Genomic DNA, 15,889 nt, shown 5'->3' with positions numbered 1-15,889 from the left:
AAATTAAAAATGAAGTATTTTGGAACAGACGGTGTCCGTGGAATTGCCAACCAAGATTTAAGCCCTGAACTTGCCTTTCGGCTTGGCCGGGCCGGTGGGTTTGTGCTAACTGAACACGCCGATAAGGATCACCAACCCCAAGTGTTGGTGGCACACGACACACGGATTTCCGGACAAATGTTGGAAGAAGCACTGGTTGCCGGACTACTGTCCGTGGGGATCGAAGTGTTGAAGCTTGGCATCATCACAACGCCTGGGGTCGCCTACCTTGTTCGTGTCCAACAGGCTGACGCCGGGGTGATGATTACAGCCTCACATAATCCGGTGGCTGATAACGGGATCAAGTTCTTTGGTGGCGACGGATTTAAGCTGTCAGACGCCATGGAAGAAGAAATCGAAGCCCTATTGGACGCCCCTGAAGATACATTACCACGGCCATCAGCAGCCGGCTTAGGGACCGTTGAAGATTATCAGGAAGGGGTCAGCAAGTACACCCAATTCTTGACTCAGACGATTCCAGATAAGCTAACGGGGTTGCACATTGCGGTGGATGCTGCTAACGGTGCAACGAGCAAGTTAGTGTCCCGGTTGTTTGCAGACGTTGATACTGATTTTGAAACCGTGGCCACATCACCAAACGGATTGAACATTAATGATGGTGTCGGATCGACCCATCCTGAAGCACTGCAAGCACTTGTGTTGGAAAAGGGTGCTGACATGGGGGTTGCGTTTGACGGCGACGGTGACCGGTGTATTGCAGTTGACGAAAAGGGAAACATCGTTGACGGTGACAAGATCATGTACATTTGTGGGAAGTACATGAGCGAACACGGCCGCTTGAAAAAGGACACCGTTGTAACCACGGTCATGAGTAACCTTGGCATGTATAAAGCCTTGGAAAGCCATGACATGCACAGTGTTCAAACCAAAGTCGGTGACCGCTATGTGGTCGAAGAAATGGTGAAGAACGGGTACAACGTTGGTGGTGAGCAATCTGGTCACGTGGTCTTCCTTGACTTCAACACGACTGGTGACGGAATGCTGACGGCCCTTCAGCTGATGTACATTGTGATGGTCACGGGCCAAAAACTGTCCGAACTGGCCAGCGATGTGACGACCTACCCTCAAAAGTTGGTTAACGTGAAGGTCGTTGATAAAAAGGCGGCCTTAGAAAACGAAGAGATCAAAGCAGCCATTGCCACCGTTGAAGAAAAGATGCACGGTGACGGTCGCGTTCTCGTTCGGCCAAGTGGGACTGAACCACTGCTTCGGGTGATGGCGGAAGCACCAACACAGGAAATTGTTGACGGTTACGTTGATGAAATTGCTGATGTTGTTCGAAAAACAGTGGGTGCTAACTAAATTTAAATGAATCACCGAAGACGATGGTGCACCGAAAAAGGTGCGCCATCTTTTTTATTTGCTGGTGGGTGATGCGTTTTGATTTCGAAACAATAATATAGACCAATTTTAAATCGGTGGATTCATTTGCTTTGGCAAAACGGTAGTATTATAATATTTTACATACGAAAAGGACTTTTATAATAGTCTATACCAATTTATAAGCGAGGATTTTTTTATGTGTGGGATTGTTGGTGTTACGGGAAATGAAGAAGCTGTGACGATGCTGATGACGGGACTCCGTCGGTTAGAGTATCGGGGGTACGATTCAGCTGGAATCTACGTTAATGATCAAAATGGTGCGGACTATTTGGTGAAGGAAAAGGGCCGGGTGCAAGACCTTGTTGATGCCTTAACACCAGCGGTTCACGGATCGACTGGGATCGCACATACGCGGTGGGCGACCCATGGTGAACCAAGCATCGCAAACGCGCACCCACAGGTCTCCGCTGATGAACGGTTTTATCTCGTTCATAACGGCGTGATCGAAAACTACGTGACACTGAAGGAAACATACCTCAGTGACGTAACGTTCAAGAGTAGTACGGATACAGAGGTCGTGGTTCAACTGATTGACCGCTTTGTTCGCGAAGAACACTTAACGACGTTAGAGGCCTTCCGGAAGGTCCTGTATCTTGTTGGCGATTCAGCATACGGCTTTTTATTGATGGACCGTGAACAACCAGACACCCTGTTTGTCGCCAAGAATAAGAGTCCGTTGCTTGTTGGTGTTGGTGACGGGTTCAACGTTGTTTGTTCTGATGCCATCGCCATGCTGGACTACACGCATGATTTTATCGAAATGCAGGACGGTGAAATCATGATCTTAACGCCAAACCACGTGGACATTGAGGACGCTGAAGGGCACCACATTGATCGGGCGTCATTCCACGTTGACATGGATGCCAGTGAAGCCGATAAGGGTACTTATCCACATTACATGCTTAAGGAAATTGATGATCAGCCAGCCGTGATGCGGAAACTGGTCCAAACGTATGCTGATCCTGATGGCGCCATTGTGTTAGAACCTGAGTTGTTAGCTGACTTAAAGGCTGCGGATCGGTTATACATCGTTGCTGCCGGGACCAGTTACCATGCCGGGTTGGTTGGTGAACGGCTTTTTGAACGACTGGCAAAGATTCCGACGGAGGCGTACGTGGCCTCTGAATTTGCGTACGAAACGCCGCTACTATCAGATCACCCGTTCTTTATTTTTCTTAGTCAAAGTGGTGAAACGGCGGACTCACGGGAAGTTTTGACGCACATTAATGAACTGGGGTACCACAGTTTAACGTTGACGAACGTGCAAAACTCAACGTTGTCACGGGAAGCAACGTACACGATGTTGCTTCAGGCTGGACCTGAAATTGCTGTTGCCTCAACCAAGGCGTACACGGCACAAATTGCAGTGGAAGCCATGGTTGCCAAGGGGCTGGGGGATGCGTTAGCCCGCCCAGAGGCTGCTAACTTTGATGTGATCGGTCAATTAGGGTTGGTTGCCAACGGGATTCAGTCATTGGTTGATCAAAAGGAACAGTTTGAAGCGGTCGCAAAAACAAACTTTGTGCACCAACGCGATGCGTTTTACATTGGCCGGGGCCTTGATTTTGCGGTGGCCCTTGAAGCCTCACTGAAACTAAAAGAGATTACGTACATTCATTCAGAGGGTGTGGCCGCTGGTGAGCTTAAACACGGGCCAATTGCCCTGATTGAAGCAGAAACGCCGGTTATTGGGATCATCACGCAGGCGAAGACTGCTGGCTTGACCAGAAGTAACCTGGCTGAAACAGCTGCCCGTGGGAGTCACATCATGACCATCGTAACCAAAGAACTTGCCGATCGTCATGATGACATCATCTTGCCGGACGTTGATGAATTACTGAGTCCCTTGCTGTCGATCATTCCAGCCCAATTGATTTCCTATTACACCAGTTTGGCGAAGGGCTTGGATGTGGATAAGCCACGGAACCTAGCGAAGAGTGTGACGGTTCAATAGTGGGAAACCACGTTTAGCGTGTTAACGGCTGGTCTTATGACCGGGCTGTCTAAAAACCAACTGATCCCCAAGGCGGGCGGTCAGTTGGTTTTTTACGTGGTCGGGGGGGACTGCCGTTACGTGATCGGAATTAGAAATAAAATGCACTTGGGGCTTGAAAAAGTTTAAAAGCTTGTTATAATTGGACTATACCAATAAGCGAAAAGGAGACACGTCATGAAGGTTATTGTTGTAAAAGATCCTGCAGAGGGCGGGAAGCAAGGATTTCAAGTATTCAAGAATGCGTTAGAAAATGGGGCCAAGGTGTTTGGCTTGGCAACAGGGAGCACGCCAATTTCAACGTATGACGAAATTACGAGCTCAGATTTGGACTTTAGTAACTGCACATCCGTTAACTTGGATGAATACGTGGGCTTAGGCCCTGACCATCCCCAAAGTTACAACTACTTCATGCACGAACACTTCTTTAACAAGAAGCCATTTGCGCACTCATACGTTCCTGATGGCTTAAACAGTGACGCAGCTGCTGAAACAGCGCGCTACGACCAGATCATCGAAGATAACCCAATTGATTTAGGAATTCTGGGATTGGGTCGTAATGGGCACATCGGGTTCAACGAACCCGGCACGCCACTGGATTCAACGACGCACGAAGTCATCTTGACGGAATCAACAATTGAAGCAAATGCCCGGTTCTTCGATAACGAAGAAGAAGTGCCAAAGCGCGCTTATTCCATGGGAATTGGCTCCATCATGAAGGACAAGCAGATTGTTCTTGAAGCCTACGGTGCTGAAAAGGCTGACGCCGTTAAGGCCATGATCGAAGGACCAGTAACGCCTGACCTGCCAGCCAGTGCATTGCAAAACCATGATGATGTAATCGTGATCATTGATGAAGCAGCGGCATCAAAATTAAGTAAATAGCATCAAAAAAAGGAGTCGACATGGTCGGCTCCTTTTGTGTTTAACTGACTTGGTTTTCCGCCAGGATGGCGTCAACAGTTGCCTGAATGGCATCTGTTTTAAGCCATTCCTGCCATTCTGTCATGTCCCACCCTTGCATTAAAAAATGGTGATTGATGTAATCTTCATACTTGATCACGTTGGCAGATTCAGGGATGTTTAACTTTAAAATCCGAACTTCCTTGATGAAGCCGTGTTCCGCAGCATATTCAGCCCGGCCGTTATGAACCGTATTGCCGATCTCCATGTACCGGGTGCCGTCGTTACGGGTGATTTCTTCAATCATATCCAGGGATTCATGGCCAGGTTGGTCTAATTGTGCAGGTTCTTCTGCCATTTTAATGTCCTCCGCTTAAAAAGTCTGTATACCCATTATCGCACGCTTTCTGATGTGTGGGCAGTCTTTTTATGAGGAAACAAAAAACCACCATCTGACGATGGTGGCCGGCATAAGAGAGAAAGAGAATTGATTAGAAGGTAATTACTAAATACCTTACAAGAAATAGTTTAGCGGTTGATGTAAGCGCTGTCAATATAAAATCATAAATTCAGGTAAATTGTTTTTAACTGGAAATAGTTTAGCTCGCTCGAGGTGTAAGCGATTACAAAACGGCGCAAATCGGTTAAAATAAAGGTAACGAAAGGGGAGATGAGCATATGGGCTTCCAAGTTGAATTAGCAATTATTGCCGGAATTACGATTGTGATCATGGTTGTGCTGGGTATCGTTGGTCTCCACGACGGACGGCACTTACATTCATAATCGACGCAACTGATGCAAGGGGGTGTTATGATGGGAAAATCACTGAACGGCCGTAAGGTGTTGTTACGATTGATGGATGGCCGCCAGTTGATCATTACAATTGAAGACGAAGCACACATTGCGTGGCGGTCACTTGTTGAACCAGAACTGACAAAGACGCACCAGCCATTACAAATGACCGTGCTAAACGAAGGACAAGTCAGTTTGAACTGGTCAGGTGATCAAGGGCCGATGAGCCTTGTCCTTGACCTTAATCGCCACACGGTGACCGGAGTTCAGTTTACGGTTGAAGAACCGACAGCCATTAGTGGGAGCTTACAATTACTGAATGACGATGAGCGGCCGGATCTGGAGCCATTTACAAACAGCCAGTTAGTCGTGGCCTTTTGGAATGACTTCTTTAATCGCCACGATGTCACAGCGGTGGCGCGTTATCTAGCGCCCGATTTGATTCAGCATAACCCAAGCATCACGGATGGGGCCGATGCCATGCTCCGGTTCTACGCGCCGTTGTTTGGAACCAACGGGAGCTTGCGGGTCGCGCAACGAACCGTGGTTAGTGTTGGGAGCCGGGATGACCTGGTGTACCTCCACGTTATGCGGCAGGATGACCCCGCGGGCGACAAGGTGGCAGAGGTGGACATCTTCCGGGTCCGGGATGAACGGTTGGTTGAGCACTGGATCGTTAAACAACCATTTCCCAATCATAGCGCGAATAACCACCCGATGTTTTAATTGGTCTACATTAAAGGGCAGTTTACTCAAACGAGTAAACTGCCTTTTTTGACGGGATTAATTGATGCCCGACTGAATGGTTTGAATTTAAATGGTCGATTTATTCAAGGATTTTCATATCATCAAGTTGCTTGCATTGAACAATTTTGAAAGGAAATCGCGCTCTGAAACGACAAAATGGAGTTGTTATAAGAATTATTATTTCATCATATAATTTATTAAGCTAGAAAGAGTGAGGGGTTAATATGAAAATGGCTTCTGAACAGGCGCGACACTTTAAGATGTATAAGCATGGTAAGCAATGGGTGACGGCGGGCATAACGCTATTTTCCATTAGCTTGATGGTTTATGGCACGCAAACTGCGCAGGCGGACGAAACGGTGGCACCGGCACAAACGACGGCGAGTGCACCGGCAAACGCGACGGATCAGACCAGCAGTCAGGCAACGTTAACACCAACATCAGCGGTTTCAACAACGACCGCAACGTCAACTGCAACGGGCACGCCTGCCTCGCAAGCCGCACAGTCATCAGCTTCACAAGCAGCAACAACGGCCGCTGTAACGCCGAGTCAACGGGCCTCAACACTGCCTGGAAGCGTGGAAGTCACAAAGGATAATTTTGAAGATTACTTTGCCCTGAATGGGTCCGCTTCATATGATAAAAACACCGGGATTTTGACGTTGACACCGGATGAAAACAACCGGACGGGGAACGCAACGCTTGAAAATAAAATTGATTTATCCCAAAGCTTTAATTTAGAGGGGCAAATTAACACCGGTTCTAATCCAAAGGGTGCAGACGGCATCGGGTTCGGATTCCATGATGGGGATACGGATAGCGTTGGTGCCGCCGGAAACGCCATGGGGATCGGTGGCTTAAGCAACGCTTTTGGTTACAAGGTGGACACGTACCACAATGCGTACGGGTCAGAACCCGGTTACTGGTCAACTGATCCATCGCGGTTTAGTAACGATTCTTTCGGGAGCTTTATGTACACGGATGATAAAAACGTCACCCAAACCTACCAGGATAATCGCAGCACAAATGATGATGCCAAAGCAGTCGACTACCCAAATGGTCAGTTCCGTGATATTGACGTCAACTACGATGGGGCAACGCACCTCATGACGGTTGACTACGACGGGCGAAGCTGGACAACGGACATTACCCGGTGGGGCGATCCAACCAAGGCGTACGCGTTTCTTATCAGCGCGGCCACGGGTGGTTCAAAGAACCTCCAACAGTACCGACTAATTGAGTTTAACTACGTGGCTAAGGGAACGGTGCACGTGAAGTACGTCGATGACACGGATAATGGCCGTGAAATTATTGATGAAGACGAGCTTGATGGTGACGTTGCGGACACGGCGGATGCTGCGTCCACCATTAACCAAGGCATCAAAACGGTGCAGGGGTTAGGCAAGGGCTATCAACACGTAACCACAATTGCGGATGCAGACACCGAGTATGACAGTGCCAGTGGGCAAGTTACGTTTACGACGATTCCTGGTGAGATCATTGTGCACTTCAGCCGCCAGACCAGTGCGGTGACTGTTCACTACGTTGATGAGAATGGCACATCACTGGCCGCAGAAACGGTTAACCCAACGTATCCTGACGGCACAAATTACGTTGGTGATCGGTACGCAACGACTCAATTAGCATTTCCTGGCTACACGTTTAAAGAAATGGCCACTAACAGCCTTGCGTCAACTGGGACCTTGCCAGACCAAGGGAGCAGTGTCACGTACGTTTATGTCGCCAATAACGAACACGCCATCGTCACGTACATTGATGACGACACAAACACAACGTTGCACATTGATCCATTGACTAGTCAGTTCGGCACAACCAGTGATTACCGCACCGCGGCGTCAATCAAGAACTATGAAGATCAGGGATATGAATTGGTGAGTGATGGCTATCCGACCGGTGGGGTGGTGTATAACCAACCGAATGTGGTCCAGGCCTACGAAGTTCACTTTAAACATGGTACGGTGATTAATGAACCGGAAACAAAACAGGTTATCCAAACCGTTCACTACGTTTATGAAGACGGCACAACCGCTGCCTCGACGGTGACGGATGTGGTGAACTTCACGCGAACATCCACGACTAACCCAGTAACGGGTGATATTACGCATGGTGACTGGGTTCCCGATAACGGGGACACGACGTTTGTAACAAAGACCTCACCAAACATTCCGGGCTACACGCCGGATCAGGCTGCAATCGCTGAAGTAACCGGGATCACAGCGGATTCTGCGGATCAGGTTCACACGGTAATCTATAAGGCCAACGTCGAGCACGCAACGGTGACGTACATCGACGATACCGAAGGGGAGACACTTCATTCACAGGCACTGACTGGGGCTTATAAGACAACGGATGACTACAAAACGGCTCCGACCATCGCCGGGTACGAAAACCAAGGCTATGTCCTTGTGAGTGATAACTACCCAACCGCCGGGGTGGTGTACGACCAACCGGGTGTGACCCAGCGGTTTGAGGTGCACTTTGTTCACGGTGTCGCTTTTGATGAAAATGACACCAAACAGGTGACCCAAACCGTGCACTATGTTTATGAAGATGGTACGACGGCGGCGCCAACCGTGACGGACACCGTTAACTTCACGCGGACAATGAGCGTCAACACAGTGACCGGTGAAGTAACGCCTGGGTCATGGGTGGCCGATGACGGGAAGACAACGTTTGAAACAAAGGTGTCCCCAGCCATTACAGGCTATACACCGGACCAGGCTGCAATCGCTGAAGTGCTGAACGTGACTGCTGATTCTAACGATGAAGTCCACACCGTCGTTTACACAGCAAACACTGAAAACGCCACCGTGACGTATATTGATGATGTAACGGGAAAGACGTTGTTGACGAAGCCACTTCAGGGTAAATATGGCACTACGGATGAATACCGAACAACTGCCCAAATTAATGATTACAAGGACCACGGGTATGAATTGGTGAGCGATAATTATCCAGCGACCGGGGTCTTCTATAATCAGGGAACCGCCACACCACAACAGTTTGTCGTCCACTTGACGCACGGGACGGATACGTATACGCCAGGTGAGAACCCTGAAAACTTAGACCTGACCCATGAAATTCATGAAACAATTCATTACGTTTACGCAGACGGGACCACAGCGGCCGATGATAAGGACGATCTGGTTACGTTTACGCGGACCGCAACGTATGACAAAATCACGGGTGAAGTCTTGAGCTACAGTCCGTGGGTCGCAGAAAACGATGACACGACGTTTGATGAAAAGCAATCGCCAGAGATCGTGGGCTACGTGCCAGATCAAGCCATGATTCCAGAAATCACGGGACTAACGGCCGATAGCGCAGACTATGAAGCAACGGTGGTTTATAAGGCAGAACCAACTGAACCAGCTGGTCCTGATGAGCCAGGGACGTCCGTGGTACCAGGTGAACCAACACCAGGCGAGCCAAGTCTTCCTGGTGAAGCACTGACGCCTGGCACAGAATCTAAACCGGACGTAAAAACGACGCCAACCACGGCGGCCACGAAGTCAGTGGCCCAGGCTGACTTACCAAAGACAGGTGAACAAGCAACGGTAGCACCGACCTCACTTTGGGGGCTGTTGCTACTAGGCGCGGGAACCTTATTATTTGCCGGTAAACGGAAGAAACACACTAACTAAGCAAGTGTTGATCGCAGTTAGAAAACCACCTCACCATAATTTTGGTGAGGTGGTTTTCTTGGTTAAGCCTTGTGAACAGCTAAAGGTGAAGGACTGTGTTACACTTGCCCAGAACGAGGCTTATTTGGGAGGTGTGTTCATGGAGGATCAGAGTGCTTGGATCATTGATCAGTTGACGGCGTTAAAAACACCAGCTAATGAAGTGGTGATCGAGGCAGCCATTGAGCGGTTAAAGACACAGCAGGATGAAATTGATAGTTTGCGTGGCGCCATGGAGGGAACCTTATGGAGCCCCAAGCAATGGCGAAAGTAAGGTAAAACGAGCTGTGTGGTTAGCCATACTGATAAAGGTGTCATGTTTAGGTTATTGAGAACTCTGATCCTGCTTCGAGCGGTCGCCACGACCTCTTTTCCTGCGCAGACTTGCGGTTAATGTTGCAGTGGAACGGCAGAAAACGCGATTTAAAAGTGTTTTTAGTGGGCGTTTGCTCAATCTTGACTATAATTATAGGAATAGAACGACCGGTTGATGGTCAAGACGCTAACGTCCGACCGCGCTAAGAAGTGGAGGAACAAGAATGGCCGATGAACAAGGATCGGATGAACGTCGTGTAAACGGCTCCCAGCAAAAGACGGGGGCCATTAACGACGATTTACTCAATGAATCGATTGACGTGTACATTCATTTTTTGAAGTACCTCGATGAATTTGTCTCACGTCCCGCTGAGGAGTATCACATCTCATTTGAACAGTATTTGATTTTGCATGATGTTTCGCGTGAGACGGACTTAACCTTGATGGAGATTGCGGCGCGCAGAGCGGTGACGCGGAGTGCCGTGTCCAGACAGATCCGGACGCTACTCGGGAAGGGACTCATCAAGCAGGTGGCAGACGTAAATGACCGGCGGCGGATGAATCTCAGCTTAACAGCGAAGGGTGAACAGGCTGAACATGTTATTAGTGAGCGTGTTACCCGGCGATTTACTTCTTGGATCAACGCGTTTGGTGAGGATCAGGCAAAGGAAGTGCTGAAGTTTATCCGGGCCTTTGGTGATCGGTTTGCCGACGAGAACCATCAGGATAGCTAAACAGTCATGGTCGGCCCGATTGTCAACGGGGCTGATGGTCACGATTTGTTGATGATCAACGGCATTTTCGACCGGATTGATACGATGAGTTCGTTTATTGAGACGTGTCATTAATTGAATGCAGCGATTAACACGACGCCTTTTCCTAAATCATGGGGAAGGGGTCGTGTTATTTTATTGGTCGGCAAATTGAAAAAAGTGAAAAGTTAGCGATGGCGAAACTTTTTTTTAGAAAAATCAATTGTAACCACTTTCAAATGAACGTTGGGGCTTGTAATTTCGGCGGTTTCGGCACATAGTATTACAGGGCTTGAAAGAGTCACAAATTTCTCAAAGACGGAGTGAACGTTTGGAATCGGTAAATAAATAAGTTTAACGGGGCCAACGGTCCGATGTTACGTTGAATTAGCAAAAAGCTAATCAAAGCCGCCACTGGTGGATTGATCTGTTTTTTGATGAAGCAACGCTAGCGACCATCTTTAAAGGATTAGACCTGATTTATCAGGGATCAAAACGGAAAAGAGGGCACGAACATGAGCAAGAAGCACGATAAGAAGCATGGTGATAAAGATCGCTTTGTGAACACCACAGGGGACCATGCCAAAAGTTTAGATGAGGTTAACGGGTCGATCCTCGTGCCACAACACGCCGGATATTTCCGGACGTTGATGGCTTATACGGGGCCTGGAGCCTTGATCGCCGTTGGTTACATGGATCCAGGTAACTGGATTACATCAATTGCCGGTGGGGCACAGTATAAATATGCACTAATCAGTGTGATCCTGATGTCGAGTTTGATTGCAATGTTGCTGCAAGCGATGTCTGCTCGACTGGGAATTGTTACCGGAAAAGACCTTGCACAGATTACCCGCGAACGAACCTCCAAGGGGATGGGAATCTTCCTGTGGATCATTACTGAATTAGCCATTATGGCGACCGATGTGGCCGAAATTATTGGGTCTGGGATCGCGTTAGAATTACTGTTTGGGTTCCCACTAATTGTTGGGTTGATCATTACAGCGTTTGACGTCTTGCTATTATTATTCTTAATGAAAATGGGCTTCCGGAAAATTGAAGCGGTGGTTGCAACCCTTGTGGCCGTCATTCTGTTTGTTTTCCTATACGAAGTTATCCTGGCCCAGCCACACGTTCCAGAAATTTTGGCCGGTTTCGTCCCACATCCTGGTGAAATGTTGACGCATAAACCAATGCTGTACTTGGCCTTGGGGATTGTGGGGGCAACGGTTATGCCCCATGACCTGTACCTTGGCTCATCCATTTCACAAACGCGCGCGTTGGATCGAAACGACCGCGATAGCGTGAAAAAGGCCATTCGGTTTACGGTGGCTGACTCAAACATTCAATTGACGTTGGCCTTTGTGGTTAACTGTTTACTGTTGATCTTGGGGGCCGCACTGTTCTTTGGCACAAAGAGTGATCTTGGGCGCTTCGTTGACCTTTACAACGCATTGAGCAACTCAAAGATCGTTGGTGCCATTGCGAGTCCAATCCTAAGTATGTTGTTTGCCATTGCCTTACTGGCTTCTGGTCAAAGTTCAACCATTACCGGGACCCTGGCTGGTCAAATCATCATGGAAGGGTTCATTCACCTGCGGGTGCCACTCTGGGCGCAACGGTTACTAACCCGGTTAATGTCCATCACGCCAGTGTTGATCTTTGCCGTTATCTACAAGGGTGATGAAGCGAAAATTGAAAACCTGCTGACATTTTCACAGGTGTTCTTGAGTGTCGCATTGCCGTTTGCCATGGTGCCACTAGTTATGTATACCAGTAACGAAAACTTGATGGGTGAGTTTAAAAACAAAGCGTGGGTCAAGTGGACCGCGTGGTTAGTCACTGCCATCTTAATTATCCTAAACCTCTGGTTGATCGTCGGAGTCTTTACCGGCTGATGAACGCAAATGAGGCGTTATAAACCGTTGTCGTGATGAAAAATTCACGCCAACGGTTTTTTTGTGGTGATAATCGTTAACGTAGACGTTTACCACGGTGCGTGGTATGATAATGACGCACCTTTTTGGGGGTGTTCTGGATTCGACAGGTATAGGTCGAGCTTGAACTGCGCTTCGTGGGTTGCGGCCACGTAAAAACGCTACCTAATTTTTATCTGCAAAAGATAACAATTCTTACGCTTTAGCTGCTTAATTGCAGCTTGACGTAGATCCGTCCGTTACGGCCCAGGTGGCGGGTTGCGGGTCTCAAAAATATGGGTTACGCTGCAAGCTCCCGTCTGAAGTGCGCAGAAGAGATTAATCAGACTTAGCTGATCACGGTTGCCTTGCTAAACGGCGTTTTGGTCAGTGAACTTTAAATGGTTTAGCTATGAGCGTAGAGGTTCGGGTGGCGATATGCTTGGACGCGGGTTCGATCCCCGCCACCTCCATTCATGATTGTTTGTGGTCACATCCATAGCAATCACCAAAGTTATGAGGGCCAGGGTTAATCTCCTGGCTCTTTTTTTATGACATTAACAAAGACGGGGTTAAAACTTATGGCGAAGAGTCAAACGGAGATTGAGCAGTTGCACCAACAAATCGCAATGCTGCGAAAAGATGATGGGCAGAAGCTGCGGGAACATACGGAAGTCTTTAACGACGCCGTTATTGCCATCATTATCACGATTATGGTTTTGGAGATTCCGCTACCAACGGAGGGAAACTACTTAATGTTTCTAAAATCCATTGGTATTTTTATCATCAGCTTTTTTATGGTTGGGGGCTTTTGGTACCAACTCCATAATGCATACGCGATCGTGAAAGCCTTCAATAAAACAGATTTGACGATCAACTTTTTGTACCTTGTGTCACTATCGTTACTGCCAGTCATGACCAAGTGGGTAATTAACGATACGTCCAGAGTTGCGGTGTTGAATCTTGGTATCGTCTACTTGATCACAAGTTTGTTCCAACTGGTGATTACACGACAAAGTCATCGGAAGCTATGGGACAAGCAAACAACCGGAACGTACTATTCAGACCGAAAAGTGCTCACGCTTGTCGCAATCACACTTGCCATTAACGTTGCCCTTATCGGACTGGCTTGGTGGTTGCCTGGACTTGCCATGGGCCTGTACTTAGCATTGCCGCTGATTAACTTTTTCGTGAATTAGTTGCTCAAACGAAGCAAACTTGAAAATAAATGTGCGGGATGATTTGTCGTTTAGGCTTTTATTAAATAAGGTGGGAACACAATTAAATTGACTGATTATGTTCCCAAACTTGACTGTAACTAGGCCACTCATGGCGGGGAATTGAGGGCATCGAAATGAAAAGGTTTAGGTTCGACAATAACGTTCAAAGTGAGCAAAGATAAAGTATAAAATATTAACTATTAATTCCTGAAAGTTTGCGACATATGATTGTAATTTCCTTGTAATGGTAATTAAGGTGATCTCGTAGTTAAATATAACCTGTTAGGTAATTAAGAAATCTTAGAGAAATCGTAACTAAGATTGTCACAATGAAAACTTTAGGAGTGAATTTTAAGAATGAATAAAGCGTTAAAAGCTACGTTACTTACTTCAACGGTTGCAGTTAGTTTATTAGCTACTGCCGGCGTTGCCAATGCATCAACTGTTAAGACAATCAAGGGTGATACTGTTTGGGCTTTCGCTCAAAAGAACAACACAACAATTGATGCCATTGCCAAGGCAAACCACTTGGACAACCCAGCTTTGATCCAAATCGACCAAACGCTGATCATTCCTGATGGCAAGACATCAACGACTTCACAAGCTGCTCCTAGCCAAGCTGCTTCACAAGCCGCTAAGACTGATGCTAACGGTGACTACACGGTTCAATCCGGTGACACGTTATCAACAATCAGTGAAAAGCTCGGTGTCTCTGTTGCTGACTTGATGAACGCTAATGGTTTATCAAGTGCTGATGGTCTTTTGAGCATTGGTCAAGTATTGCACACAACTGGCCAAGCAAGTGCTGCTAGCCAAGCACCTTCAGCTGCTAGTCAAGCAACGTCAGCTGCCTCAGCAACTTCTGCTGCAACAAGCGACGCTGCTTCAGCAACTTCTGACGCACAACCATCAGCTGCTACGTCAGTTGCAAGTGTTGCTAGTCAGGCACCAGCAGCTAGCCAAGCTGCCAGTGAAGCACCTGCTGCTAGTCAAGCGCCAGCAGCTAGCCAAGCTCCAGCTTCACAAGCTGCCGCAGCACCAACCAATGTAAATGTCACAACGACAACTAACACAAACACAACAACAACGTCAACACAAACTGTTGCTGCTGGTACTGGCGCAATGGCTGCCGGTGAGGCCGGTTTCTACAATGGCTATGCCGGGTACCCAGCTGGCCAATGTACTTCATTTGTTGCCGCAATTTTGGGCTCTGAAGGTGTTTCAGCCAGTGAATACTCTTACTTAGGTAATGGTAACGCCTGGGGTGCTTCAGCTGCCGCTCGCGGAATTGCTGTTAACAACACACCAACAGCCGGTTCAGTTGCTTACTTCGGTTACATGCACGTTGCTTACGTAACTGGCGTTAACGGGAACGGTACGGTTAACATCATCGAAGGTAACTTCGAAGGCCTACCTTCACATTCACGGACGATCTCAACTAGCGAAGCTGCTGGTTACATCCACTTCTAAGCATTAACTTATTAAACTTAAGGTCACCCATGATTAAATGGGTGACCTTTTTGTTTTGTTAAAACGGTGCTAATTATTCAGTTTTGAACAAGGATATTGTATACTACCCGTGAATGATCCTAATAATGATGCATCATGGAGGAAACGAAATGGCAATTCCTGAAGTATTAACGACGTTTGTGGAAACAAATAATGCAGAGGACGCGGCCGGAATGTTGGCAACGTTTGCAGAAAATGGGTCTGTGAACGACTGGGGAAACGAATATAACGGTCAAAAAGCAGTGGCTGGCTGGATTCAGTCCGATAATATCAGTAAACACTCACGGTTCAAAGTTGTGGGGAGTGAACAGGTATCGGCGACTGAATGGATCTTAAACATTACGGTAACTGGTGAAGGCTTTAACGGAACTGGTCCGCTTCGCTTCACATTAAAAGATGATAAAATTGTTTCACTGGTTATTGAACCAAATTAGTGTGAACAATGACGCAACGTTTTGACTTAAAAAGTCAGGGCGTTGTTTGTTTTTATGCACAAAAATGGTCAGTTGACAATGAAAATTTTTTTCTTTTTGATTTTGAAATGACGTGGTCTATGCCAGCGGCGTGAATCCTTTAAATGATTGTGTTTCGATAATGT

General features: G+C 47.5%; 12 protein-coding genes and 1 other RNA gene. 12 read left to right on the top strand and 1 reads right to left on the bottom strand.

Annotated features, from left to right (window positions below; genetic code table 11):
- Positions 1 to 9: 9 nt before the first annotated feature.
- The 3 genes from glmM to ACRYI5_RS04270 all read left to right on the top strand — a co-directional run bounded on the left by glmM (position 10) and on the right by ACRYI5_RS04270 (position 4,321).
- Positions 10 to 1,362 carry a phosphoglucosamine mutase gene (glmM, locus tag ACRYI5_RS04280; RefSeq protein ID WP_448224402.1) on the top strand — a complete coding sequence of 451 codons (1,353 nt, stop codon included), beginning with the start codon at positions 10 to 12 and terminating at the stop codon, positions 1,360 to 1,362.
- Between the two features lie 217 nt (positions 1,363 to 1,579).
- Positions 1,580 to 3,397 (top strand): glutamine--fructose-6-phosphate transaminase (isomerizing), encoded by a 1,818-nt coding sequence (glmS, locus tag ACRYI5_RS04275; RefSeq protein ID WP_448224401.1) that lies wholly within the window; start codon positions 1,580 to 1,582, stop codon positions 3,395 to 3,397.
- A 216-nt stretch (positions 3,398 to 3,613) separates the two neighbouring features.
- A complete protein-coding gene (locus ACRYI5_RS04270) occupies positions 3,614 to 4,321 on the top strand; it encodes a glucosamine-6-phosphate deaminase (protein WP_448224400.1) in 708 nt (235 codons plus the stop codon).
- A gap of 40 nt (positions 4,322 to 4,361) precedes the next feature.
- Here the strand turns inward: ACRYI5_RS04270 and ACRYI5_RS04265 are convergent, their stop codons facing one another.
- A complete protein-coding gene (locus tag ACRYI5_RS04265; protein WP_407879626.1) occupies positions 4,362 to 4,697 on the bottom strand; it encodes a hypothetical protein in 336 nt (111 codons plus the stop codon).
- Positions 4,698 to 5,149: 452 nt separating this feature from the next.
- Here ACRYI5_RS04265 and ACRYI5_RS04260 point away from each other — a divergent pair, with 452 nt between their 5' ends.
- From ACRYI5_RS04260 to ACRYI5_RS04220, 9 genes are all read left to right on the top strand, one after another.
- The gene (locus tag ACRYI5_RS04260) at positions 5,150 to 5,857 is read left to right on the top strand and encodes a nuclear transport factor 2 family protein (protein WP_448224399.1); all 708 of its coding nucleotides are present in this window, start codon (positions 5,150 to 5,152) and stop codon (positions 5,855 to 5,857) included.
- 251 nt (positions 5,858 to 6,108) lie between these two features.
- On the top strand, positions 6,109 to 9,543 hold the full coding sequence (locus ACRYI5_RS04255; protein WP_448224398.1) for a mucin-binding protein: 3,435 nt from the start codon (positions 6,109 to 6,111) through the stop codon (positions 9,541 to 9,543).
- Positions 9,544 to 9,682: 139 nt separating this feature from the next.
- A complete protein-coding gene (locus tag ACRYI5_RS04250) occupies positions 9,683 to 9,856 on the top strand; it encodes a hypothetical protein (RefSeq protein WP_407879632.1) in 174 nt (57 codons plus the stop codon).
- A gap of 265 nt (positions 9,857 to 10,121) precedes the next feature.
- Positions 10,122 to 10,631, top strand: a complete 510-nt coding sequence (locus ACRYI5_RS04245) for a MarR family winged helix-turn-helix transcriptional regulator (RefSeq protein WP_407879634.1) — start codon at positions 10,122 to 10,124, stop codon at positions 10,629 to 10,631.
- Positions 10,632 to 11,164: 533 nt separating this feature from the next.
- Positions 11,165 to 12,544 carry an Nramp family divalent metal transporter gene (locus ACRYI5_RS04240; RefSeq protein WP_448224397.1) on the top strand — a complete coding sequence of 460 codons (1,380 nt, stop codon included), beginning with the start codon at positions 11,165 to 11,167 and terminating at the stop codon, positions 12,542 to 12,544.
- Positions 12,545 to 12,671: 127 nt separating this feature from the next.
- Positions 12,672 to 13,038: a transfer-messenger RNA gene (gene ssrA / locus ACRYI5_RS04235) on the top strand.
- A gap of 105 nt (positions 13,039 to 13,143) precedes the next feature.
- Positions 13,144 to 13,761, top strand: a complete 618-nt coding sequence (locus ACRYI5_RS04230) for a TMEM175 family protein (protein ID WP_448224396.1) — start codon at positions 13,144 to 13,146, stop codon at positions 13,759 to 13,761.
- Between the two features lie 378 nt (positions 13,762 to 14,139).
- Positions 14,140 to 15,252, top strand: a complete 1,113-nt coding sequence (locus ACRYI5_RS04225; protein ID WP_448224395.1) for a CHAP and LysM peptidoglycan-binding domain-containing protein — start codon at positions 14,140 to 14,142, stop codon at positions 15,250 to 15,252.
- 149 nt (positions 15,253 to 15,401) lie between these two features.
- Positions 15,402 to 15,725 (top strand): nuclear transport factor 2 family protein, encoded by a 324-nt coding sequence (locus tag ACRYI5_RS04220; RefSeq protein WP_407879642.1) that lies wholly within the window; start codon positions 15,402 to 15,404, stop codon positions 15,723 to 15,725.
- Positions 15,726 to 15,889: the final 164 nt, after the last annotated feature.

It is taken from the genome of Furfurilactobacillus sp. WILCCON 0119 (genome assembly GCF_053471565.1).
This window is presented reverse-complemented; position numbering and strand designations above follow the sequence as displayed.

Coding starts and splice junctions, on each gene's coding strand:
- ACRYI5_RS04250 (WP_407879632.1), top strand. CDS start 9,683: ATGGAGGATCAGAGTGCTTGGATCATTGATCAGTTGACGGCGTTAAAA.
- ACRYI5_RS04225 (WP_448224395.1), top strand. CDS start 14,140: ATGAATAAAGCGTTAAAAGCTACGTTACTTACTTCAACGGTTGCAGTT.
- ACRYI5_RS04230 (WP_448224396.1), top strand. CDS start 13,144: ATGGCGAAGAGTCAAACGGAGATTGAGCAGTTGCACCAACAAATCGCA.
- ACRYI5_RS04220 (WP_407879642.1), top strand. CDS start 15,402: ATGGCAATTCCTGAAGTATTAACGACGTTTGTGGAAACAAATAATGCA.
- glmS (WP_448224401.1), top strand. CDS start 1,580: ATGTGTGGGATTGTTGGTGTTACGGGAAATGAAGAAGCTGTGACGATG.
- glmM (WP_448224402.1), top strand. CDS start 10: ATGAAGTATTTTGGAACAGACGGTGTCCGTGGAATTGCCAACCAAGAT.
- ACRYI5_RS04245 (WP_407879634.1), top strand. CDS start 10,122: ATGGCCGATGAACAAGGATCGGATGAACGTCGTGTAAACGGCTCCCAG.
- ACRYI5_RS04260 (WP_448224399.1), top strand. CDS start 5,150: ATGATGGGAAAATCACTGAACGGCCGTAAGGTGTTGTTACGATTGATG.
- ACRYI5_RS04270 (WP_448224400.1), top strand. CDS start 3,614: ATGAAGGTTATTGTTGTAAAAGATCCTGCAGAGGGCGGGAAGCAAGGA.
- ACRYI5_RS04240 (WP_448224397.1), top strand. CDS start 11,165: ATGAGCAAGAAGCACGATAAGAAGCATGGTGATAAAGATCGCTTTGTG.
- ACRYI5_RS04265 (WP_407879626.1), bottom strand. CDS start 4,697: ATGGCAGAAGAACCTGCACAATTAGACCAACCTGGCCATGAATCCCTG.
- ACRYI5_RS04255 (WP_448224398.1), top strand. CDS start 6,109: ATGGCTTCTGAACAGGCGCGACACTTTAAGATGTATAAGCATGGTAAG.